We start from the raw sequence: 20,590 nt of genomic DNA, 5'->3' as shown, positions 1-20,590 counted from the left end.
CGGGCCCCGGCCGTGCCGGGGCCCGTACGAGGGCGGACCGTTACTTCTTCGGGCTGTCGGACGCGGCCGGGGCCGCGGCGGCCGGGTCCGGGGCCTCGACGAAGTCGATCTTGTGCATGTGGCGGTTCATCGACTTCATCAGCATCCAGACGGCCAGCGCCAGAACGGCGAAGACGACGAACCCGAGGACGCCGGGGGTCACCTTGTTCTTGTCCAGTTCTTCGGCGGCGAAGGGGACAAGCTGGGTCAGTGCCAGGTGTGCGCTCATGCTAGGCATTGTCCCGGATGCCCGCGAAGAGGTCGCTCTCGGGGAGGGAGGTGTCCACGAGGGACTTGCTGAGCTCGTACTCCTCGGTGGGCCAGACCTCCTTCTGGATCTCCATGGGGACCCGGAACCAGCCGCCGTCGGGGTCGATCTGGGTGCGGTGGGCGATCAGCGCCTTGTCGCGGGTCTCGAAGAACTCCGCGCAGGGCACGAAGGTGGTGAGCGTCCGCTCCTTCTTCGAGAACTCGTCCCAGCGCTTCAGCCAGTCCCCGTACGGCGACTCCAGACCCCGGTCGAGGAGGGCCTGGTGCAGGGCCTCGGTGCGCGGGCGGTTGAAGCCCTGGTTGTAGTACAGCTTCTGCGGCTGGAAGGCCGGGCCGAACTCGTCCTCCGGGTACTTCTCCGTGTCGGCCGCGCCCTCGAAGGCCACCATCGTGATCTTGTGGGTCATGATGTGGTCGGGGTGCGGGTAACCGCCGTTCTCGTCGTAGGTCGTGATGACCTGGGGACGGAAGGAGCGGATCTTGCGGACCAGCCGGCCGGCGGCGGCGTCCACGTCCTCCAGGGCGAAGCAGCCCTCGGGCAGCGGGGGCAGCGGGTCGCCCTCGGGCAGGCCCGAGTCGACGAAGCCCAGCCACTCCTGCCGGACGCCGAGGATGTCGCGGGCCTCGTCCATCTCCTTGCGGCGGACCTCGTGGATGTTCGCCTCGATGTAGGGGTCGCCCTGGAGCTTCGGGTTGAGGATGGAGCCGCGCTCGCCGCCCGTGCAGGTCACCACCAGGACCTCCACCCCCTCGGAAACGTACTTGGCCATCGTCGCCGCGCCCTTGCTCGACTCGTCGTCGGGGTGGGCGTGAACGGCCATCAGTCGCAGCTGCTCAGTCAAGACTCGATCCTCAGTCATTCGTCGCCTAGGGAGGTCTCTATAGTGACGGAATCGGGGGAGGGAAAATTCCGTAACCCCGACGGCGAGAGGATCGATCATGAGCGCGGTGCGAGAGCAGCTGCCCGAGGGGCGCTACGGGCGCTCCGCGGACGAGCGCGCCGACCGCAAGCTCAAGATCGCCGGTGCCGTGCTGGGCACCCTCTTCCTCGCCCTGATGGGCTGGTTCGGCTGGTACTACGTCGTCGACAACAAGATCAGCGCCGAGATGATCAAGTTCGACGTGGTCTCCGACTCCGAGGTCCAGGTGCACCTGGAGATCCGCAAGGACGCCGACGCCCGGGGCGTCTGCACGCTCCGCTCGCGCTCCGAGGACGGGGCCGAGGTCGGCCGCAAGGACGTCCGGGTCGACGAGACCGGCGGGCGGGTCGACCGGGTCTACGCGATCCGCACCACCGCGAGGGCCACCACCGCCGAGCTGATCGGGTGTACGGCCCGGTAGCGGTGGGTAGGGAGCCGGGGTGGAGCCTCGGCGAGTCACCTCGGTGACCTGGGGTGACGTGAACTCTGTGGTTTATGTCCTCCCGCTTTTCGCCACTCATTGTTAGGCTCGTGGTTTCGCCCGTTCGGAAGGCGCACTCCCGAGTGCCCGCTTTTCGCGCAGGGCGAGCTTTGTATTCCCAGTACCTACGAGGAGCACCTGTGACCCAGACCAGCGACAACGTCACCTGGCTCACCCAGGAGGCGTACAACAAGCTCAAGGACGAGCTTGAGTACCTGTCTGGTCCCGCGCGTACCGAGATCGCCGCCAAGATCGCCGCCGCGCGCGAGGAGGGCGACCTGCGCGAGAACGGCGGGTACCACGCGGCCAAGGAGGAGCAGGGCAAGCAGGAGCTCCGGGTCCGCCAGCTCACGCAGCTCCTGCAGAACGCCAAGGTCGGCGAGGCCCCCGAGGACACCGGTGTGGTCGGTCCCGGCATGGTCGTGACCATCGCCTTCGACGGCGACGAGGACGACACGCTGACGTTCCTGCTCGCGTCCCGCGAGTACGCGAGCGACGACATCGAGACCTACTCCCCGCAGTCGCCCCTGGGCGTCGGCGTGATCGGCAAGTCGGTCGGCGACGAGGCGGACTACGAGCTGCCGAACGGCAAGACGGCCATGGTGAAGATCCTCAGCGCCAAGCCGTACACCGGCTGACGCAGCCGCCGCTCTTCCGCGTCAGGGCCGGATCCCGCGAGGGGGTCCGGCCCTTCGCCATGCTCATGTAATGATCAAGGCGTCGGCCGCAGGAGGGGGACGGGGCAGATGCTGGGACCGCTGCGCGAGGGCGCGCCACGACGGATCGGACCGTACGAGGTCCTCGCCCGGCTCGGCGCCGGTGGCATGGGCGAGGTGTACCTGGCGCGGCGCGACGCCTCCGGGGCGTTCTTCGCCGTCAAGACCGTGCGGCGCGACCTGGCCGGCGATCCCGCCTTCCGTGACCGCTTCCGCCGCGAGATCAAGGTCGCCGGGCTGGTGCGCAGCGCGTACGCCACCGCGCCCGTCGGCGGGGACGCCGACGCGGAGGTGCCCTGGCTGGCCACCGCGTACGTGCCCGGCCCGAGCCTGTCCCAGGCCGTCCGCCGCGGCGGCCCGCTGCCCGTCGCCACCGTCCGGGCCCTCGGCGCCCGGATCGCCCGGGCCCTCGCCGACCTCCACGGGGCCGGGGTGCTGCACCGCGACCTGAAGCCCGGCAACGTCATGCTCGCCGCCGACGGCCCCCGGCTGATCGACTTCGGCATCGCCCGGGCGAGCGGGGCGACCACGATGACGGCGACCGGTCTCATGGTCGGCACGCCCGCGTTCATGTCACCCGAGCACGTCGCCGGCGCGCGGCACGTCACCGGGGCGTCCGACGTCTTCTGCCTGGGGTCGCTGCTCTGTTACGCGGCGACCGGCGAGGACCCGTTCGGCGACGGGCCCGTGGCGGCCGTCCTCTACCGCGTCTCGCAGGCGGAGGCCGACCTGGAGCGGGTGCCGGAGGAACTGCGCCCGGTCGTCACCGCGTGCCTGGCGCCGGCCCCGGCGGACCGGCCGGCCCCAGAGGCGCTGGTGGAGCTCCTCGGCGGCGACACCGGGCGGCCGCCGGCGTGGCCGGAGGGCGTGCGGGACCACATCGGCGCGTACGGGACGGAGCTGGCCCAGCTCGTCGCGTCGGGCGGGCCGCTGGTGGAGCTTCCGCCGCGGCCGGCCGCGGCGCCCGGGTCAACACCGTCGGCCCGGGCACCCGTGGGTGCGCCGGGCCTGCACGCGGCGGAGACGCTCGCGCCCGTGGCCCCGCCCACCCCGGCCTCCGCGCCGCCGCCGCGCAAGCGCCGCCGTGCCCTGCTCGCCGCCGCGACGGCCCTCGCGGTCCTCGGCGGCGGCCTCGGCGCGTATCTGCTGTGGCCCGAGGGGCAGCCGGAGCGACCGGTGACCGCCGGACCGCCCGCGCCCTCCGCGCCCCGGATCCCGGGCGTGGACGACCGGGGCCTCGCCGACGCCTCCGGTGTCGTCCCGCAGCACGCGGCCCAGCGGCCGGCCGGCTGGAAGCCCTGGCGGGCGAAGCTGACGGCACCGGCGTTCGGCTGCTCGGCGAACGAGAAGGCGCTGGTGTGCCGGACGACCGACGGCTGGTACGAGGCGCTGGACCCGGCGAGCGGGAAGAAGCTGTGGGAGGCGAACCTCGGCGAGGGCAAGCGCGGCGGCTTCAGCTACATCAGCGACCACGGCCAGGTGTGGATCGCGGACGACAGTGCCCGGCCCACCGTCCACGACTCGGCCGTGGTCCTCGCCGCCGGCGGGAAGCTCCAGGTGCGCGACGCCCGCACCGGCACGGTCCGCTGGGAGAAGACGGCGACGGGCAGCCAGGGGACGGGGAGCCGGCCGGTCGTCGGTGACGGCACCGTCTTCGTGGCGGCGAAGGCCACGGAGTCGTACGAGCGCAACCGGATCGGGATGACCGCGTACGCCCTCGCCGACGGCAGGAAGCTGTGGTCCAAGGAACTCACCAACAACGAGGTCGACTTCGCGGACGACCGCCCCTATGAGCCGGTCGCCTACGCCGCCGGACGGCTCTACGCGCTGAGCGACCGCGGCCTCCTCGCCTACGACGGGAAGAGCGGCGCGCTCCTCGGCGAAGTGGACCCGGAGGCGCAGGACTGCGAGGAGGTCAAGGTCCTCGGCTCCTCGGCGTACTGCGTCAGCACCCCGCACGTCGCCGGCGCGCAGCAGCGGCTGCACCTGCTGGACGCGGCCACGCTCGCCACCAAGGGGAGCGTGCCCGCTCCGGTCGGGACGCTGCACCCCGATGTCATCACCCCGGAGGCGGTCGTCGGCTTCGACAACGGACTGAAGGTCTACGGGACGAAGGACGGCACCCGGCTCGGCTCGTACCCCCTGAAGGACACCACTCCCCCGGGCCTCGACCAGGCGCTGTCGACGCCGCTGCTCGCGGGCGACCGGGTCGTGTACGCCGACTACTCCGCCCTCTACACCCTGCGCCTGGGCCCGGACGGCAGGCCGGGGGCGCTGAAGGTGACGCCGGTGCCGGGCGCGCCCGGACCGCGTGCCGAGGAGGACGAGCGCGATCCGGACTACGGGATCCTCTTCGCGAGGATGATCCGGCAGCCCGAGGTGCTGCCGGTCGGCGGGATCGCCTATCTCGTGTACGACAAGGGCGCGGTCGTCGCCGTGGAACTTCCCGAGTGATCTCCTGAGAGGACGACTTCGGTGCTGGAAGCACTGCTCGCCGGACCCCCGCGGTTCGTCGGCCCCTACCGGCTGCTGGCCCGGATCGGCGCGGGCGGCATGGGCGAGGTCCATCTGGCCTGCCGGGCGGACGAGCCGACCGCCGATCCGTACCGCATGGTGGCCGTGAAGACCGTGCGGGAGGACCTGGAGGTCGACGGGGACTTCCGGACCCGGTTCCGGCGCGAGATCACGGCGGCGCGGGCGGTGAGCGGGCCGTACGCGGCGCGGCTCGTGGACGCGGACGCCGACGCGCCGACGCCGTGGCTGGCGACCGAGTACGTGCCGGGTCCCTCGCTCGCCGAGGCCGTCGTACGGTCCGGGGCGCTGCCGGTCGCGGCGGTGCGGGCGCTCGGGGTCGCGCTGGCACGGGCGTTGGACGCGGTGCACGGGGCGCGGGTGCTGCACCGGGACCTGAAGCCGGCGAACGTGCTGCTGGGGACCGCCGGCCCGAAGCTGATCGACTTCGGCATCGCGCAGGCCTTCGAGGCGACGGCGCTGACCTCGACGGGGCTGGTCGTCGGCTCGCCCGGCTTCATGTCGCCGGAGCATCTGGTGGGGAGCCGGGCGGTGGTGCCCGCGTCCGACGTCTTCTGTCTGGGGGCGGTGCTGGCGTTCGCGGCGAGCGGTCGGGGGCCGTTCCAGGACGACGAGATGGCGGCGGTGGTCTATCGCATCAGCCGGGCCGAGGCCGAACTGTCCGGTGTGCCCGAGGAGTTGCGGCCGGCCGTGGAGCGCTGTCTGCGGCTCGACCCGGCACGGCGGCCGACGGCGGCGGAGCTGGTGGGGCTTCTCGGCGGCGGTGTGGCGGGCGGGGAGGCGGCGGAGGCCTTCCCGTGGCCCGGCGGGGTGCTGTCGCTGGTCGCGGAGTACGGGGAGGCGGCGCGGCGGGTCGGCGAGGCGGCCGCGTCGGGCGCGGGCGTGGCGGATCTGCCGACGCTGGGACCGGTGGTGCCGTACTCGCCGACGGCGGCGGGCCCACGCCCGTCCGGCCCGTCCGGCTCTTTCGTCGCGCCGGAGCCGCGGCGCCGGCCGTGGGGGCGGATCGCGGCCGCGGCGGTCGCGGTGGCGGCGGTCGTGGCGACGGCGGGCGTGGTGGTGCTGAACCGGCAGGACGGCGGTGGTGGTGCGGTGGGCGAGGGCCCGTCGGGCGGTCCTTCCTCGTCGTCGTCCGGTCCGGCCGCGCCGAAGACGCTGAGCCAGGTGGTCCTTCCGTACGGCGGCGCGGGCCACACCGGCGACTTCGGGTCGGCCGGCACGGACCGCGCGTCCCGCCCGGCGGGCTGGTCGCCGTGGACGGCGAAGGTCGGCAAGGGCCTGGAGTCCTGTTCGCTCGCGCCCAGGGTGCTCGTGTGCGTGGGCGCCGGGGGTGCGGCCACGGGCCTTCGGGCTGCGGACGGCGGCCTGCTGTGGTCGGTGCCGGGCCGGGAGGTGCTCGGCGGCGAGGGGCTGCTGTCGTCGGCCGGTCACCCGGCGGTCGTCGGCGACACCGCGTATGTGGCGGGGCCGGACGGGATCACGGCGTACGGGATCGAGGACGGCGTGCGGCGGGGGAAGCTCCCGGCGCCCGGGGCCGAGTGGGCGGTGAAGGGCTCCGACCTGCGGGACGGGGTCCTCTACTCCGCGTATCTGCACCTCGTGGACCCGGGCAAGGGGCTGGTCACGGCCGTCCGGCTCGACGGCAAGGGCTCGGGCAGGGAGCTGTGGCGGACCGAGCTCGACGGCATCCCGGAGCAGCCGATCGCGGGCGCGGACCGGGTGTACGTACCGGTCGACGTCGCCACGCCGGTCGCGCTCGATGCCGCGACGGGCAAGGAGACGGCCCGGGCGGCGGCCGACGTGCAGTGCGGCGACATGGTCCTGCACGGCGGGTCCGTGCTCTGCTCGGCCTCGCAGGACAGCGGGTTCCCCGTGCTCGACGCCCGGACCCTCAAGCGGAAGCGCACTCTGGGCGCCGGTGAGTGGATCATGGGCGGCCCGGCGGTGAACGCGTCCGGCACCGTGGTGGTGGCGGTCGGCCGGCCCGCGTACGAGGTCGTCGCCTACGACCTGGAGAGCGGGCGGGAGCGGTGGCGGGCGGAGACGATGAGCCACCGCAACGACCTGAGCCGGGTCTACTTCGCGGGCGACCGGGTCCTGGCGGGCGGCCGCTACCAGGTGACCGCCATCCCCGTGTCCGGGCCGCCGGAGCGGCCGGAGGACCTGAAGGTGTTCACGGCCGATCTTCCCGCCGGCGTCGAGGAGAGCGCGCTGACCTCTCCGGAGGCGCTGGCCGCCGGAGGGGCGGTGTTCCTGCCCTTCTCCGACGGCCTGATCGTCTCGGGTTACCTGCCCTTCACACCGTCGCCGACCGGTACTTCCGGACCGCCAGCGTCCGGAACACCACGATGATCAGCAGCGACCAGAGCAGCGAGGCCCACACCGGGTGCTGCATCGGCCAGGCGTCGGACGGGGAGACGCCCGGGTTGCCGAAGAGTTCGCGGCAGGCCTGGACGGTCGCGCTGAACGGGTTCCACTCGGCGATGGGCTGCAGCCAGGAGGGCAGCTTGCTGGAGTCCACGAACGCGTTCGAGATGAACGTGACCGGGAAGAGCCAGATGAGGCCGCCCGAGGTGGCTGCCTCGGGGGTGCGGACCGAGAGGCCGATGAGGGCGCCGATCCACGAGAAGGCGTAGCCGAGGAGGAGGAGCAGGGCGAAGGCGCCGAGGGCCTTGGGGATGCCCTCGTGGACGCGCCAGCCGACGAGCAGGGCGACGATCACCAGGACCACCACGGTCAGGGCGGTCTGCACGAGGTCGGCGAGGGTGCGGCCGGTGAGGACGGCGCCGCGGGCCATCGGGAGGGAGCGGAAGCGGTCGATGAGGCCCTTGTGCATGTCGTCGGCGATGCCCGCGCCCGCGCCGGCCGTGGCGAAGGTGACGGTCTGGGCGAAGATGCCGGCCATCAGGAACTCGCGGTAGACCTCCGGCGAGGTGGAGCCGCCGATCTGCATGGAGCCGCCGAAGACGTAGCTGAAGAGCACCACGAACATGATCGGCTGGATCAGGCCGAAGATGATCATCTCGGGGATGCGCATCATCCGGATGAGATTGCGTTTGGTGACGACCAGCGAGTCGGCGATCGACTGGGCGAGCGCGCCGCGGGCCTTCGGCCGCGGGGCGGTGTCGGACAGTGCGCTCACTTGGCGGCCTCCTTCGCCTTGGCGCGCCTGCCCCGGGCGTCCTGGGGCGGGGAGCCGTCGTTGTCGTCGTCGGACCGCTCGGCGGTGTGTCCGGTGAGGGAGATGAAGACGTCGTCGAGGGTGGGGCGGCGCAGTCCGATGTCGTCGATCTCGACGCCGACGGCGTCGAGATCGCGGATGACCTCGGCGAGGAGCTTCGCGCCACCGGCGACCGGCACGGTCAGCTTCCGGGTGTGCTCCTCCACGGATATGTCGCCGTGGCCGATGCCGGCGAGTCCGTAGCGGGCGAGGACCTCGCGGGCGGGCGGGATCATCCCGCGCTCGTGGACGACGACTTCGACGCGCTCGCCGCCGGTCTGGGCCTTGAGCTCGTCGGAGGTGCCGCGGGCGATGACCTTGCCGTGGTCGACGACGCAGATGTCGTGGGCCAGGTGGTCGGCCTCCTCCAGATACTGGGTGGTGAGCAGCAGGGTCGTGCCGCCCGCGACCAGTTCCTGGATGACCTCCCACAGGGCCTGGCGGTTGCGGGGGTCGAGGCCGGTGGTGGGCTCGTCCATGAACATGACGGGCGGGGAGACCACGAGGGCGGCTGCCAGGTCGAGGCGCCGGCGCATGCCGCCGGAGTAGGTCTTCGCGGGGCGGTCGGCGGCGTCGGCGAGGTGGAACCGCTCCAGCAGCTCGCCCGCACGGGCCTTCGCGCTGCGCGCGTTCATCTGGTAGAGCCGGCCGACCATCTGGAGGTTCTCACGACCGGTCAGATACTCGTCGACGGCGGCGAACTGGCCGGACAGGCCGATGGAGCGCCGCACCTCGTTGGGGTGCTTGAGCACATCCGTCCCCGCGACCACGGCCCTGCCGCTGTCGGGTTTCAGGAGCGTGGTGAGGACGCGCACGGTGGTGGTCTTCCCCGCGCCGTTCGGGCCGAGCAGGCCCAGGACGGTGCCCTCGGGGACGTCGAGGTCCACGCCGTCCAGAGCTCGTACGTCACCGAAGGTCTTCACCAGACCTTCGGCGTGGATCGCGCCTGGCATATGGGGTCTCCCAGATGATGGGGCGAACAGGAGTGGTCGTTTTCGGGCGTTTCCGTCCAAGTCTAGGTACGCAGGACAGACCGCGCCCGGCGCTTTCGTGACCTGCACCACACGCTAACGCGATACATCGCGACACACAACCGGTTTGCGCCAGGACGCCCGCCCGCGCCCTCCGCCCCTCAGCCGCTCAGCACTTCAGCCAGCCCCTCAGCCCAGGACGGTGTACCCCGCGTCCCGCAGTGCCGCCGCGACCTCCGCGCAGTGCTCGGGACCCTTGGTCTCCAGGTGCAGTTCGACCTCCGCCTCCGTGAGCCCGAGCCGCGGATCGGTCCGCACATGGCTCACGTCCAGCACGTTCGCGTCCACCACCGTCAGGACCGCCAGCAGCGTCGCCAGCGCGCCCGGCCGGTCCGTCACCTTCAGCCGCAGGCTCAGATAGCGGCCCGCGGCCGCCATGCCGTGCCGCAGGATCCGCTGCATCAGGAGCGGGTCCACGTTCCCGCCGGACAGCACCGCCACCACCGGCCCGCGGCCCCGGAACGCCTCCGGGTCGGCGAGCAGCGCCGCCACCGGGCTCGCCCCGGCCGGCTCGACCACCAGCTTCGCCCGCTCCAGGCAGAGCAGCAGCGCCGAGGAGAGCGCGTCCTCCGAGACGGTGAGGACCTCGTCCACGTACTCCCGGACGATCCCGAACGGCACGTCGCCCGGCCGCCCCACCTTGATCCCGTCGGCCATCGTCACCGGCGCGTCGACCGCCACCGGATGCCCCGCCGCGAGCGAGGGAGGATAGGCGGCCGCGCCCTCCGCCTGCACCCCGACCACCCGCACGTCGGGCCGCACCGACTTCACCGCGAGACCGATCCCGGCCGCCAGACCGCCGCCGCCGACGCCCACCACGATCGTCCGCACCTCGGGACACTGCTCCAGGATCTCCAGACCCACCGTGCCCTGGCCGGCGATGATGTCCGGGTGGTCGAAGGGGTGGATGAAGACCGCGCCCGTCTCCCGGGCGTACTCCTCGGCCGCCGCGAGCGTCTCGTCCACGACGTGCCCGTGCAGCCGCACCTCCGCCCCGTACTCCCGGGTCGCCGCCACCTTCGGCAGCGGGGCGCCCACCGGCATGAACACCGTGGCGTGCACGCCCAGCAGGGCGGACGCGAGCGCCACGCCCTGCGCGTGGTTGCCGGCCGAGGCGGCGACCACCCCGGCCGCCCGCTGCTCCGGCCGCAGCCCCGCGATCCGCACGTACGCGCCGCGCAGCTTGAACGAACCGGTCCGCTGCAGGTTCTCGCACTTGAGGTGGACGGGCGCCCCCACCAGCGACGACAGATGGCGGCTGCCCTCCATCGCGGTCACCCGCGCCACCCCGGCGAGCATCTTCTGCGCCCCCCGGACGTCATCGAGGATCAGCGGCTGCAAGGGGCGTGGTGTACGGAAGCTCATGACATCAAGTCTCGCAGCTCAGCGGGGTCGGGATCGGGATTGCGCAGGCCCGGTACGGACCCCGCCGGGGCCGCGTACTCTGTCCCCCACCAACCGACCACCGCACGAGAGAGCCACCACAGCCATGCCCACATCTCAGGACATGACGACTGAGCTCGACCCCGGTCTCCTCGACGCCCTCCAGCACCAGGTGGCCGTCTTCGCCCGGCGGGCCGAGCAGACCCGGCTCGGCGGCACCGGGCAGCTCCGCAACTCCATGGACCGCGCCGCCTACCTGCTGCTCAACCGGCTCGACCAGGAAGGCCCGATGGGCGTGAAGGCGCTCGCCGCCGGCATGGGCATCGACTCCTCCACGGTCACCCGCCAGGTCGCCCCGCTCGTCGACACCGGCCTGGTCAAGCGCACCTCGCACCCCGAGGACGGGCGCGCGGTCGTGCTCCAGCTCTCCCCGCGCGGCCAGGCCCGCCTGGAGGAGGTCCGCGCCTCGCGCCGCCGGCTGATGGCCGAGGTGACGGAGGGCTGGACGCCCGCCGAGCGCGAGTCCTTCTGCACCCTGCTCACCCGCTTCAACTCGGCGCTGTCGGCACGCCAGTCGGGCCTGCCGCCCGCCGACCGGGAAGAGGCCGCGCCGAAGTCGTGACCCGGGCCCCGGGCACGGGTCTTGACCCGGTGCGCGCACCGGCCGCTATATGAGGACGTGCGCGAGTCGAATCACGGCCACGACGGCGAAAACGCCGCCCGCACCCGGGAGTTCCACGCCTTCGCGGCCGGAGCGTCGGGCCGGCTGCTGCATGTCGCCACGCTGCTCACGACCGAGCCCGCGCACCGCAATCCGCTCGCCCAGGACCTGCTGACGGCCTCCCTCGCCCTCACCTACGCCCAGTGGGACCGGCTGCGCGGCGAGGACCCGTACGAGGTCACCCGCGCCGAGCTCGCCGGCCGCTTCGCCCGCACCGCATGGCGCCATCACCGCGGCCGCGGCGGGGTGCTGTCCGCGCTCACCCCGCAGGAACGGCTCGTCGTCGTGCTCCGGCTCCACGAGGGGGTCGCCGAGGAGCGGACGGCCGCGCTGCTCGGGCTGCCCGAGGACCGGGTGCGGGCCGTCTGCGCGCGGTCCGTGAGCACCCTGCGGGCGGCCTCGTGAACCGCCACGAGCGCAAGGAGGACGAGGTCCGGCGCATGCTGCGGGCCGCGCAGCCGCCCGTGCCCGGCGACCTGGCCGCCCGGGCCGTGGCCCGCGGCACCCGGCGGCTGCGCCGGGACCGGGTGCTGCGGCGGCTCGGCTGGGCACTGCTCGCCGCGGTCGTCGTCGCCTTCGTCGTCTGGGCGTCGATGGTGCGGCCCTGGGAGGTGCCGGCCGCGACCACTCCGCCGCTCGAAGGCTGGTGAGGCCGGCTCGCCGCGCCACCCCGACCGGGCCCCGCAGGACTTCCCGCCCGGAGCACGGGCGGGAAGAGGGGACCGGGGGTGGGTCAGCCCAGCGCCTCGCGCAGGTCCGCGAGCAGGTCGTCGACGTTCTCGATGCCGACCGAGAGGCGGACCAGGTCCGCCGGGACCTCGAGCGCGGAGCCCGCGACGCTGGCGTGGGTCATCCGGCCCGGGTGCTCGATCAGCGACTCGACGCCGCCGAGGGACTCGCCCAGGGTGAAGAGCTTCGCGCGGTTGCAGACCTCGACGGCCGCCTCCTCGCCGCCCTCCACGCGGAAGGAGACCATGCCGCCGAAGGAACGCATCTGCTTGGCCGCTACCTCGTGGCCCGGGTGCTCCGGCAGGCCCGGGTAGAGGACCTGGGTGACCTTCGGGTGCTGGGTCAGCATCTCCACGATCTTGCCGGCGTTCTCGCTGTGCCGGTCCATGCGCACGGCGAGCGTCTTGATGCCGCGCAGCACGATCCACGAGTCGAACGGGCCGGCCACCGCGCCCATCGCGTTCTGGTGGTACGCCAGTTCCTCGCCCAGCGCCGCGTCGGCCGTCACCAGGGCGCCGCCGACGACGTCGGAGTGGCCGCCCATGTACTTGGTGAGCGAGTGCACGACGACGTCCGCGCCGAGCGCGAGCGGCTGCTGGAGGTACGGCGAGGCGAAGGTGTTGTCGACGACCAGCTTCACGCCGGCCTGCCGGGCCACGCCCGCGACCGCCTCGATGTCGGTGATGCCGAGCAGCGGGTTGGAGGGGGTCTCCACCCAGATCAGCTTCGTACGGTCGTTGATCGCGTCCCGCACCGACGCGATGTCGGAGGTGTTCGCGACGGAGAAGTCCACGCCCCAGCGCTCGACGACCTTGGCGAAGAGACGGAACGTGCCGCCGTAGGCGTCATTGGGGATGACCACGTGGTCGCCCGGGACGAGGAGGGTGCGCAGCAGGCAGTCCTCGGCGGCGAGGCCGGAGGCGAAGGCGAGCCCGCGGCTGCCGCCCTCCAGGGCCGCCAGGTTCTCCTCCAGGGCGGTACGGGTCGGGTTGGCGCTGCGGCTGTATTCGTAACCGCCGCGAAGCCCGCCCACGCCGTCCTGCTTGTAGGTGGACACCTGGTAGATGGGCGGGACGACCGCGCCGGTCAGCGGGTCTGCGGTGTTGCCCGCGTGGATGGCGCGGGTCTCGAAGCTCTGGTGGGAGTGCTGGTCGCTCATGAGGCAGGAGCGTAGTCCGGGTCGGGCCCGGTCGCCGCCTCATGTCTCGGCCAGTGTCCTGGACAATGGACACATGGAGATTCTCTGGTTCCTGATCGCGCTCGGAATGCTCTTCGGCGTCCTGGGCCCCTATGTGCTGCGCCGGCGCTCGGGCGGCATTCGCCAGGTGGCGCCCGGCTCGCCCGACGCGGCGGACCCGGAGGCGTACGGCTTCCTGCGCGAGGAGGAGCAGGACGTGCGGCTGCCCGGGCCCGACCGGGATCTCCTCGACGTGCTCGACGTGGTCCAGGCGACGCAGGACTGGCGTGCCGCCTCGCAGCTCCTGAAGGGCACCGAGAAGGAGGGCGAGACGCGCTGGCAGCGGGTCCAGGCCTTCGCGGGCGCGGCGTCCCTGGAGCTGGCGGAGCGGCCGGGCGTCGGCGGCGCGTGGCTGCGGTCCTGGCGGGCGGAGGCGCCGAAGGACCCGGGCGGCGCGCAGGTGTACGCGGAGTTCCTGGTGCAGCAGGCGTGGCGCTCCTCGACGGCCGGCTCGCAGGACTTCCGGGTCATCCTGGAGGAGGCCGGGGCGGCGTGCGAGCAGGCGGCGCTGCTCTCGCCGGGCGACCCGGTGCCGTACATCTCCGAGCTGGCGGTGGCGCGTGGACTCGCCTACCCGCACGAGCGGTTCGACCTGCTGTGGGCGAAGATCATCGACCGGGCGCCGGAGCACATGGGGGCGCATCTGGCGGCGCTGCACTACTGGTGCGGGAAGTGGCACGGTTCGCGCGAGGAGGCGGACCGTTTCGCCACCTCGGCGGCGGCCCGCGCGCCGCGCGGTTCGCTGCTCGCCGCGCTGCCGCTGTTCGCCGTGTTCGAGAACCGGCCGGAGCTGGTGCTCGGTGACTTCCACCGCACGGCGGTGGTGACCAAGGCCGTGGAGGGCGCCCTGTACGCGGTGCACTCGGCGCGGCCCGACGACCCGATGCTGGCGCACGTACGCCATCTGCTGGTGCACTTCCTGATGGGCGCCGAGCGGTGGAACGAGGCGATGGCGCTCCTGGTGCGCGTGGACGGATACGTGGGCGCGCTGCCGTGGACGCTGCACGAGGACCCGGCGGCGGCGTACACGGCGCACCGCAACCTGGTGGTGGCCGGCTTCGAGGCGAGCGGGGGCAGCCCGGCGACGCTGCCGAGGTAGGGAATCCCGGGGGCGCGGGGGACGTTGTGCCAAGGGCCCACCGTCGAGGAGAGATGCCGCATGTTCCTGTCCCGCACCCCCGTCCTCCCCACTCCCGACCAGGCCCTGCGCGGGCGCTCCGAGCCGGAGTTCCAGGTCCCGGAGCGCCACACGGTGCTCGGCACCCCGCTCCTCGGCCCCTACCCGGAGGGCCTGGAGGTCGCCGACTTCGCGCTGGGCTGTTTCTGGGGCGCCGAGCGCAAGTTCTGGCAGACCGAGGGCGTCCACACGACCCTCGTCGGCTACCAGGGCGGCTACACCCCGAACCCGGTGTACGAGGAGGTGTGCTCGGGTCTCACCGGCCACACCGAGGTCGTCCGCGTGGTCTTCGACCCGGCCAAGATCTCGTACGAGCGCCTGCTGAAGCTCTTCTGGGAGTCCCACGACCCGACCCAGGGCTTCCGCCAGGGCAATGACGTCGGCACCCAGTACCGCTCCGCGGTCTACACCCACTCCCCCGAGCAGGCCGAGGCCGCCGCGGCCTCCCGCGAGGCCTACCAGAAGGTCCTGACCGGCTCCGGCTACGGCACGATCACCACCGAGATCCTCCCGGCCGACGGCCGCCCCTTCTACCCGGCCGAGGCCTACCACCAGCAGTACCTGGACAAGAACCCGGCGGGCTACTGCGGCATCGGCGGCACGGGCGTGTCCTGCCCGATCGGGGTGGCGAAGGCGGAGTAGGCGGCCTCTTCGCCGTCAGCGCGCCTCTCGCAACCGTCAGCGCTCGGTGCGGCCGGCCACCAGCAGGTACAGGCCCGCACCGGCGCCGAGCGCCCAGCTCGTCACGGACAGGAGCGGCAGCCCGAGCCCGAGCCCGGCGGCGAAGCCGGCGAAACAGCCGGTGACCACGACGGTGGCGATCCGCCTCCGCGTGACGCCGCCGGCCCATTCGCGGCGCAGCCAGCCACGCCGCCGCCAGTAGCTCCATGCCGCCAGGGCCATGGCGGCGAGCACGAGCAGGAGGAACGGCAGGGGCGGGCGCGGCGCGTCACCGACGACGTGCGTCTCGCCCCGGCTCACCTGGAGCACCCCCTCGACCAGGAGCACCGGCCCCAGCAGGGCGAACACCCCGGCCAGGACCCGTACGAATCCCACGCCCGCCCTTCGCGAGAACGGCCCGCCGAACGCCGCCGAACGCAACGAGATCGCGTGCAGCCGATGGGCCGAGCCCCGAAAATCCGTCGCGACGACCACGCCGAAGACGGTCATCCAGACTCCGACCGCCAGCGCGTACAGCACGCCGCCCCCGCTGCTCCCCGACACGTCGGTCCTCCCCCTGGACGGCCACAAGACGATGTCCAGGACCCTACTCGGCCGGTACCCGTTCGGCCGAGGCCGCCGCGCGCATCGCCGCCGCCGTCGTTGCCGGGTCGTAGTCGTCGGGGACGCCGTCGATCAGCAGGACGTCGCCGGGGATGTGGCGGGTGCGCAGGGGGATGAGGGCCTGGTAGGGCTCGGAGTCGTACCAGGCGCGGGCGTCGTCGTAGGTCGGGAAGGCGATCATGACGAGCGCGCCGGGCCAGTCGCCCTCCAGGGTCTCGCGGCGGGGTGCGCCGTGGACGAGGAAGCGGCCGCCGAAGGGGGCGAGGGTGGCCTGGATGCGCTCGATGTAGAGGAAGACGTCCTCGTGGAGGGCGGCGGCGTCCGGGGTCAGGTTCGCGAGAGCGTATGCGGTCATGGGGAGAGCATGGCGGGGCATGCCGTACGGGGTCGATTACCCCGGACGTCATGCCCCGGCGCCCTCGTGAGGCGAGGTCAGATCGTGGACGCGTCGATCACGAAGCGGTAGCGCACGTCGGACGCGATGACCCGCTCGTACGCCTCGTTGACCTGGTCGGCCGTGATCACCTCGATCTCCGCGCCCAGGCCGTGGGCGGCGCAGAAGTCCAGCATCTCCTGGGTCTCGGCGATGCCGCCGATCATCGAGCCGGCCAGCGTCTTGCGGCCGCCGATGAGGGAGAACAGTCCCACCTTGACCGGCTCCTCCGGGGCGCCGACGTTCACCAGGGCGCCGTCCGTCTTGACCAGGCTCAGGTAGGCGTCGAAGTCCAGCGGCGCGGAGACCGTGGAGATCACCAGGTCGAAGGTGCCGGCGAGCTCGGTGAAGGTCCGCGGGTCGCTGGTGGCGTAGTAGTGGTCGGCGCCCAGCTTGAGGCCGTCCTCCTGCTTCTTGAGGGACTGGCTGAGCACGGTCACCTCGGCGCCGAGCGCGTGGGCGATCTTGACGCCCATGTGGCCGAGGCCGCCGAGGCCGACGATGGCGACCTTCTTGCCGGGGCCGGCCTGCCAGTGGGCGAGCGGCGAGTAGAGGGTGATGCCGGCGCACAGCAGCGGGGCGGCCGCGTCGAGCGCGATGCCCTCGGGAATGCGCAGGGTGTAGTTCTCGTCGACGACGATGTGCGTGGAGTAGCCGCCGTAGGTCGGCTCGCCGTTCTTGTCGAGGGCGTTGTACGTGCCGGTCATGCCGTTGACGCAGTACTGCTCCAGGCCCTGCTCGCAGTACGCGCACTCCCGGCACGAGTCGACGAAGCAGCCGACGCCGACGCGGTCGCCGACCTTGTGCCGGGTGACGCCGGGGCCGACCTCGGTGACGATGCCGGCGATCTCGTGGCCCGGGACCATCGGGAAGATGCCCTCGCCCCAGCCGTCGCGGGCCTGGTGGATGTCGGAGTGGCAGATGCCGGCGTACTTGATCTCGATGAGGACGTCGTGCTCGCCGACGGCCCGGCGCGGCACGGTGGTGCGCTCCAGCGGGGCGTTGGCGGCGGGTACTGCGATGGCGGAGACGTTCGTGGTCATGCTGGCCAGCCTGCCGTGGTTTTCCGGCCACACCCAGACCACTGTTCTGCCTACGACCGGCGTGCCTACCACTGGCAGGGTCAGGAACGTACGCACGGTTTCGGCCGTCACCGGGAATACTGGGGACGTATGGATCTCAGTGCCGAACTCAGCGAATTCCTCCGCTCCCGGCGGGCGCGGCTGAAGCCGCAGGACGTGGGCCTGCCCGAGTTCGGGCGGCACCGCCGGGTGCCCGGCCTTCGCCGCGAGGAGCTGGCGCAGCTGGCCGGGGTCTCGGTGGCGTACTACACCCGCCTCGAGCAGGGCAACGGCCGCAACGTGTCCATGGAGGTGCTGGACTCGATCGCGCGGGCGCTGCGGCTCAGTGACACCGAGCGCGCGCATCTCACGCATCTGGCGAAGCCGACCGTGAAGAAGCGGCACCGGGCGGGGAGCGCCCGCCCGCAGCAGGTGCGGCCCGGTCTGGCGCAGCTCCTCGACGCGATGGAGGGGGTGCCGGCCTTCGTCGTGGGGCGGCGGCTCGACGTCCTGGCCTGGAACCGGATGGCGCGGGCCCTGTTCGGCGACTTCGCGGCCTGGGAGCCGCGCGAGCGGAACATGGCGCGGATGATCTTCCTCGACGCGAACGCGCGCGATCTGTACGTCGACTGGGAGTGCAAGGCGGTCGAGGTCGTGAGCGTGCTGCGGCTGTACGCGGGGCTGCACCCGGACGACCCTGAGCTGATGGCGCTGGTGGGAGAGCTGTCGGTCAGGAGCGAGGAGTTCCGCTCGCTGTGGGCGGCGCACACGGTGACGGACAAGGGGCACGGGACGAAGCGGCTGCGGCATCCCCTGGTGGGCGAGATGACGCTGTCGTACGAGTCGCTGAAGGTGTCCGGTGACGATCCCGACCTGGTGCTGGTGACCTACCACGCGGAGCCGGGCTCGCCGTCGGCGGACGCGCTGCGGCTGCTGGCGCAGTGGGGCGTGGACGATCCGACGGAGACGGAGACGGCCCCGGACACGGCCCCGGACGCGGACACCCGGTCCTGAACGCGAGCGGCCCCCTCGTCCTGGGACGAGGGGGCCGCCGCACACGTACGCCGTCGCGGACCAGCGGATCAGACGGCGGAGCCGGCCTTCCACTCCGACCAGCTCATGTTCCAGCCGTTGAGGCCGTTGTCGGGAGCGATCGTCTTGTCCTTGGAGTTCTTGACGACGACGACGTCACCGATGATCGAGTTGTTGTAGAACCAGGCGGCCTGCTGCTTCGGGTCGCCCGCGCCCTTGACGTCGGCGAGGCCCACACAGCCGTGGCTGGTGTTCACGCTGCCGAAGATCGAGCGGGAGCCCCAGTAGTTGCCGTGGATGAAGGTGCCGGAGGTGGACAGCCGCATGGCGTGCGGCACGTCCTTGATGTCGTACTCACCCTTGCCGTCGGCGTCGGTGAAGCCGACGGTGGCGCCGTTCATCCGGGTCTCCTTGAACTTCTCGGAGATCACCATCTGCCCGTTGTAGGTGGTGTTCTCCGGGGAGCCCGCCGAGATCGGGATGGTCTTGACCGTGCGGCCGTCCTGCTTGACCGTCATCATCTTCGTGGCCACGTCGACCGTGGAGACCTGGTTGCGGCCGATCTTGAAGGTGACGGTCTTCTCCTGGACGCCGAACACGCCGTCGGCGCCCTCGACGCCGTCGAGCTCCAGCTTCATGGTGACGGTGGAGCCCTCGGCCCAGTACTTCTCCGGGCGGAAGTCGAGCCGCGTGGAGTTGAACCAGTGGCCGACGACCTCCTGGCCGGAGCTGGAGCTCACGCTGATGCCGCTCTGGACGGCCTTCTTGTCGGTGATCGACTTGTTGAAGTTGATCGAGACCGGCATGCCGACGCCGACCGTGGAGCCGGACTCCGGCGTGAAGTTGGCGATGAAGCTGTTGGCCTTGGAGACCGTGGTGAAGGAGGAGTTCTCGTGCGCCTCCAGACCCTCGGCGTCGGTGGCCGTCGCCGCGATCTTGTAGACGACGCCGCGCTTGAGCTGACCGCTGGGCTGCCAGCTCAGACCGTCCGCCGCTATCTCGCCCTTGACGGTGTCGCCCTCGGCGGAGGTCATGCTGACCTCGGTGAGCTTGCCGTCGGCGACGGTGACCTTGGCACCGTCGTTGATCGACACGTTCTGGGCACCGTTCTTCGGCGTGATCGTGATCTGCGCCTTGGAGGTCTTCTGCGCGGCGGCCTCGTCGACCTGAGCCTGTGACTGGGCGCTCTGCGAGGCGTCGGCGGCACTGCCGCCCTTGTCGCTGTCGCTGCACGCCGAGAGCACCAGCACGCCACCGAGCACCGCGGCGGCCGCCGTCAGGCTCCTGCGGCGCTTGCCGTACGTCATCACATGCTTCTCCATCGTCGCCGATTACCTGCCACTTCCCACTGAAACACCCATGACAACCCGCCCGGTTCCGTAACCGGGGGGTTTGTGGGGAACACCACTGTGCGACACGCACCGGCGGAGCCCGCGGTTCCCGAGGGCCCTCCCGTGGACGGGAACGGGCCCCGGGACGACACCGTCCCGGGGCCCGTGGGGCAGGGTCGGTGGGTCAGGTGCGGTCGTCTTCGTCGTCTTCCCGCCCACCATCTTCGTCGTCGAGGTCCCACTCCTCCGCATCGGGGTCGTACTCGATCTCCTCGCTGCTCCAGGAGGCCTGCACCATCTCGACGCCGGGGACGGTTCCGACCAGGTCGAAGGGCTCCACCAGGTAGGCGAGGGCCTCCGCGCTGTCCTCGGCGACGGCGGCGCGGGCGTGCACCCGCTCCTCGTCCGGCATGAACTCGTCGGCGTCGATGCGGCCCGCGGCGGCCTCGGCGAGTTCGGCGGGGCCGTCGATCTCCAGAACCAGATCGACGCGAAGCCGTACATAGCGTGATGTCTCGGAAGTGCTCATGGGCGGAGCGTAGAACGCGTGGGGGCCTCGGGTTTCCCGCGACCCGCTGAGTTCATTAGCATCGGCGCACCTACCAATTCGCGGTTTCCGCAAGGGGGATCGAAAACACGTGTCCGTCGCCCGACGCCCGTTGCTCACCGCCACCGCCGCGGGGACACTGCTCTGCGCCCTGTGGTTCGTTCCCTCCGCGAACGCGACCGGCGAGCAGTACGCGGCGGACCGCGCCGCGGCGGCCTCGACCGGCGCCGAGACCCCGGCCGAGGAGGCTCGGCTCGCGGAGACCGGCGGCATCGACACCACGCCGTATCTGCTGGGCGGTACGGCCTTCCTGGGCGTGGGCGCGGGCTTCGTGACGCTGGCGATGCGCCGCGGCGGCCGGGCCTGCTGAGGGCTCCGAGACGTACGTACGCGAAGAGCCGCCGACGTACGGGAAGGGCCGCAGGACGTACGAGAAGGGCCGCCCC

The 20,590-nt window shown here is 72.2% G+C and carries 22 protein-coding genes; 11 read left to right on the top strand and 11 right to left on the bottom strand.

The annotated features are described in order from the left end of the window. Positions 1 to 40: 40 nt before the first annotated feature. Both ACFY7C_RS21440 and mca read right to left on the bottom strand, forming a co-directional pair. A complete protein-coding gene (locus ACFY7C_RS21440) occupies positions 41 to 277 on the bottom strand; it encodes a hypothetical protein (protein ID WP_389652914.1) in 237 nt (78 codons plus the stop codon). Then, positions 270 to 1,151 carry a mycothiol conjugate amidase Mca gene (gene mca, locus ACFY7C_RS21435; protein WP_389652911.1) on the bottom strand — a complete coding sequence of 294 codons (882 nt, stop codon included), beginning with the start codon at positions 1,149 to 1,151 and terminating at the stop codon, positions 270 to 272. The genes ACFY7C_RS21440 and mca overlap by 8 nt, the downstream gene beginning before the upstream one ends. 97 nt (positions 1,152 to 1,248) lie before the next feature. Here mca and ACFY7C_RS21430 point away from each other — a divergent pair, with 97 nt between their 5' ends. From ACFY7C_RS21430 to ACFY7C_RS21415, 4 genes are all read left to right on the top strand, one after another. Beyond that, a complete protein-coding gene (locus tag ACFY7C_RS21430) occupies positions 1,249 to 1,650 on the top strand; it encodes a DUF4307 domain-containing protein (protein ID WP_389652909.1) in 402 nt (133 codons plus the stop codon). Positions 1,651 to 1,850: 200 nt separating this feature from the next. Continuing rightward, complete coding sequence (gene greA / locus ACFY7C_RS21425; protein ID WP_356692252.1) at positions 1,851 to 2,348, top strand: transcription elongation factor GreA; 498 nt, start codon at positions 1,851 to 1,853, stop codon at positions 2,346 to 2,348. A gap of 108 nt (positions 2,349 to 2,456) precedes the next feature. Beyond that, positions 2,457 to 4,880: a protein kinase gene (locus ACFY7C_RS21420; RefSeq protein WP_389652905.1), complete on the top strand. Its 2,424-nt coding sequence runs from the start codon at positions 2,457 to 2,459 to the stop codon at positions 4,878 to 4,880. Between the two features lie 21 nt (positions 4,881 to 4,901). Further along, positions 4,902 to 7,310 carry a protein kinase gene (locus ACFY7C_RS21415; RefSeq protein WP_389652902.1) on the top strand — a complete coding sequence of 803 codons (2,409 nt, stop codon included), beginning with the start codon at positions 4,902 to 4,904 and terminating at the stop codon, positions 7,308 to 7,310. Here ACFY7C_RS21415 and ACFY7C_RS21410 read toward each other — a convergent pair. The 3 genes from ACFY7C_RS21410 to ilvA all read right to left on the bottom strand — a co-directional run bounded on the left by ACFY7C_RS21410 (position 7,255) and on the right by ilvA (position 10,574). After that, positions 7,255 to 8,100, bottom strand: coding sequence for an ABC transporter permease (locus ACFY7C_RS21410; protein WP_389652900.1), 846 nt, complete (start codon positions 8,098 to 8,100; stop codon positions 7,255 to 7,257). The two genes, ACFY7C_RS21415 and ACFY7C_RS21410, sit on opposite strands and share 56 nt — an antisense overlap. Next, on the bottom strand, positions 8,097 to 9,131 hold the full coding sequence (locus ACFY7C_RS21405) for an ATP-binding cassette domain-containing protein (RefSeq protein WP_389652897.1): 1,035 nt from the start codon (positions 9,129 to 9,131) through the stop codon (positions 8,097 to 8,099). Before ACFY7C_RS21405 ends, ACFY7C_RS21410 begins: the two co-directional genes overlap by 4 nt. 207 nt (positions 9,132 to 9,338) lie before the next feature. Then, on the bottom strand, positions 9,339 to 10,574 hold the full coding sequence (gene ilvA, locus ACFY7C_RS21400) for a threonine ammonia-lyase (RefSeq protein ID WP_389652895.1): 1,236 nt from the start codon (positions 10,572 to 10,574) through the stop codon (positions 9,339 to 9,341). Positions 10,575 to 10,698: 124 nt separating this feature from the next. On the opposite strand from ilvA, the gene ACFY7C_RS21395 reads away from it, so the two are divergent. From ACFY7C_RS21395 to ACFY7C_RS21385, 3 genes are read left to right on the top strand one after another with little or no spacing between them, the layout of a single operon-like run. Next, positions 10,699 to 11,214: a MarR family winged helix-turn-helix transcriptional regulator gene (locus tag ACFY7C_RS21395; protein ID WP_389652893.1), complete on the top strand. Its 516-nt coding sequence runs from the start codon at positions 10,699 to 10,701 to the stop codon at positions 11,212 to 11,214. A 57-nt stretch (positions 11,215 to 11,271) separates the two neighbouring features. Further along, positions 11,272 to 11,718, top strand: coding sequence for a sigma factor-like helix-turn-helix DNA-binding protein (locus ACFY7C_RS21390; RefSeq protein WP_389652891.1), 447 nt, complete (start codon positions 11,272 to 11,274; stop codon positions 11,716 to 11,718). Then, positions 11,715 to 11,963: a hypothetical protein gene (locus ACFY7C_RS21385; protein WP_389652888.1), complete on the top strand. Its 249-nt coding sequence runs from the start codon at positions 11,715 to 11,717 to the stop codon at positions 11,961 to 11,963. The genes ACFY7C_RS21390 and ACFY7C_RS21385 overlap by 4 nt, the downstream gene beginning before the upstream one ends. Before the next feature lie 83 nt (positions 11,964 to 12,046). Here the strand turns inward: ACFY7C_RS21385 and ACFY7C_RS21380 are convergent, their stop codons facing one another. Then, positions 12,047 to 13,201 (bottom strand): cystathionine gamma-synthase, encoded by a 1,155-nt coding sequence (locus ACFY7C_RS21380; RefSeq protein ID WP_389652885.1) that lies wholly within the window; start codon positions 13,199 to 13,201, stop codon positions 12,047 to 12,049. Positions 13,202 to 13,274: 73 nt separating this feature from the next. Here ACFY7C_RS21380 and ACFY7C_RS21375 point away from each other — a divergent pair, with 73 nt between their 5' ends. Then, complete coding sequence (locus ACFY7C_RS21375) at positions 13,275 to 14,378, top strand: hypothetical protein (RefSeq protein ID WP_389652882.1); 1,104 nt, start codon at positions 13,275 to 13,277, stop codon at positions 14,376 to 14,378. Positions 14,379 to 14,438: 60 nt separating this feature from the next. Beyond that, positions 14,439 to 15,098: a peptide-methionine (S)-S-oxide reductase MsrA gene (gene msrA, locus ACFY7C_RS21370; protein WP_389652879.1), complete on the top strand. Its 660-nt coding sequence runs from the start codon at positions 14,439 to 14,441 to the stop codon at positions 15,096 to 15,098. Between the two features lie 36 nt (positions 15,099 to 15,134). On the opposite strand, the gene ACFY7C_RS21365 is transcribed toward msrA, so the two are convergent. From ACFY7C_RS21365 to ACFY7C_RS21355, 3 genes are all read right to left on the bottom strand, one after another. Further along, a complete protein-coding gene (locus ACFY7C_RS21365) occupies positions 15,135 to 15,680 on the bottom strand; it encodes a hypothetical protein (protein WP_389652876.1) in 546 nt (181 codons plus the stop codon). Positions 15,681 to 15,723: 43 nt separating this feature from the next. Further along, the gene (locus ACFY7C_RS21360; RefSeq protein WP_389652873.1) at positions 15,724 to 16,095 is read right to left on the bottom strand and encodes a DUF1330 domain-containing protein; all 372 of its coding nucleotides are present in this window, start codon (positions 16,093 to 16,095) and stop codon (positions 15,724 to 15,726) included. 77 nt (positions 16,096 to 16,172) lie between these two features. Then, positions 16,173 to 17,216, bottom strand: coding sequence for an NAD(P)-dependent alcohol dehydrogenase (locus ACFY7C_RS21355; RefSeq protein WP_389652871.1), 1,044 nt, complete (start codon positions 17,214 to 17,216; stop codon positions 16,173 to 16,175). Between the two features lie 129 nt (positions 17,217 to 17,345). Here ACFY7C_RS21355 and ACFY7C_RS21350 point away from each other — a divergent pair, with 129 nt between their 5' ends. Beyond that, the gene (locus tag ACFY7C_RS21350; protein WP_389652868.1) at positions 17,346 to 18,248 is read left to right on the top strand and encodes a helix-turn-helix domain-containing protein; all 903 of its coding nucleotides are present in this window, start codon (positions 17,346 to 17,348) and stop codon (positions 18,246 to 18,248) included. Positions 18,249 to 18,316: 68 nt separating this feature from the next. Here ACFY7C_RS21350 and ACFY7C_RS21345 read toward each other — a convergent pair whose 3' ends face one another. Together ACFY7C_RS21345 and ACFY7C_RS21340 are read right to left on the bottom strand one after the other, a co-directional pair. After that, positions 18,317 to 19,588: an Ig-like domain-containing protein gene (locus tag ACFY7C_RS21345; protein WP_389652866.1), complete on the bottom strand. Its 1,272-nt coding sequence runs from the start codon at positions 19,586 to 19,588 to the stop codon at positions 18,317 to 18,319. A gap of 193 nt (positions 19,589 to 19,781) precedes the next feature. After that, entirely contained in the window at positions 19,782 to 20,126 is a 345-nt protein-coding gene (locus ACFY7C_RS21340) for a hypothetical protein (protein ID WP_389652864.1), read from the bottom strand. Between the two features lie 109 nt (positions 20,127 to 20,235). Here ACFY7C_RS21340 and ACFY7C_RS21335 point away from each other — a divergent pair, with 109 nt between their 5' ends. Beyond that, positions 20,236 to 20,514: a hypothetical protein gene (locus tag ACFY7C_RS21335; protein WP_389652861.1), complete on the top strand. Its 279-nt coding sequence runs from the start codon at positions 20,236 to 20,238 to the stop codon at positions 20,512 to 20,514. Positions 20,515 to 20,590 lie beyond the last annotated feature (76 nt).

Origin of the sequence: Streptomyces sp. NPDC012769 (genome assembly GCF_042901205.1) — a bacterium.
Lineage (GTDB): Bacteria > Actinomycetota > Actinomycetes > Streptomycetales > Streptomycetaceae > Streptomyces.
Note: the sequence above shows the minus strand (reverse complement) of the source record. Positions and strands in the feature narration are given on the sequence as shown.

Excerpts from the sequence above, each read along its gene's own strand:
- ACFY7C_RS21440 (WP_389652914.1), bottom strand. The coding sequence starts at position 277 with ATGCCTAGCATGAGCGCACACCTGGCACTGACCCAGCTTGTCCCCTTC.
- ACFY7C_RS21430 (WP_389652909.1), top strand. The coding sequence starts at position 1,249 with ATGAGCGCGGTGCGAGAGCAGCTGCCCGAGGGGCGCTACGGGCGCTCC.
- ACFY7C_RS21420 (WP_389652905.1), top strand. The coding sequence starts at position 2,457 with ATGCTGGGACCGCTGCGCGAGGGCGCGCCACGACGGATCGGACCGTAC.
- ACFY7C_RS21405 (WP_389652897.1), bottom strand. The coding sequence starts at position 9,131 with ATGCCAGGCGCGATCCACGCCGAAGGTCTGGTGAAGACCTTCGGTGAC.
- ilvA (WP_389652895.1), bottom strand. The coding sequence starts at position 10,574 with ATGAGCTTCCGTACACCACGCCCCTTGCAGCCGCTGATCCTCGATGAC.
- ACFY7C_RS21395 (WP_389652893.1), top strand. The coding sequence starts at position 10,699 with ATGCCCACATCTCAGGACATGACGACTGAGCTCGACCCCGGTCTCCTC.
- ACFY7C_RS21380 (WP_389652885.1), bottom strand. The coding sequence starts at position 13,201 with ATGAGCGACCAGCACTCCCACCAGAGCTTCGAGACCCGCGCCATCCAC.
- ACFY7C_RS21375 (WP_389652882.1), top strand. The coding sequence starts at position 13,275 with ATGGAGATTCTCTGGTTCCTGATCGCGCTCGGAATGCTCTTCGGCGTC.
- msrA (WP_389652879.1), top strand. The coding sequence starts at position 14,439 with ATGTTCCTGTCCCGCACCCCCGTCCTCCCCACTCCCGACCAGGCCCTG.
- ACFY7C_RS21360 (WP_389652873.1), bottom strand. The coding sequence starts at position 16,095 with ATGACCGCATACGCTCTCGCGAACCTGACCCCGGACGCCGCCGCCCTC.
- ACFY7C_RS21355 (WP_389652871.1), bottom strand. The coding sequence starts at position 17,216 with ATGACCACGAACGTCTCCGCCATCGCAGTACCCGCCGCCAACGCCCCG.
- ACFY7C_RS21350 (WP_389652868.1), top strand. The coding sequence starts at position 17,346 with ATGGATCTCAGTGCCGAACTCAGCGAATTCCTCCGCTCCCGGCGGGCG.
- ACFY7C_RS21345 (WP_389652866.1), bottom strand. The coding sequence starts at position 19,588 with ATGGAGAAGCATGTGATGACGTACGGCAAGCGCCGCAGGAGCCTGACG.
- ACFY7C_RS21340 (WP_389652864.1), bottom strand. The coding sequence starts at position 20,126 with ATGAGCACTTCCGAGACATCACGCTATGTACGGCTTCGCGTCGATCTG.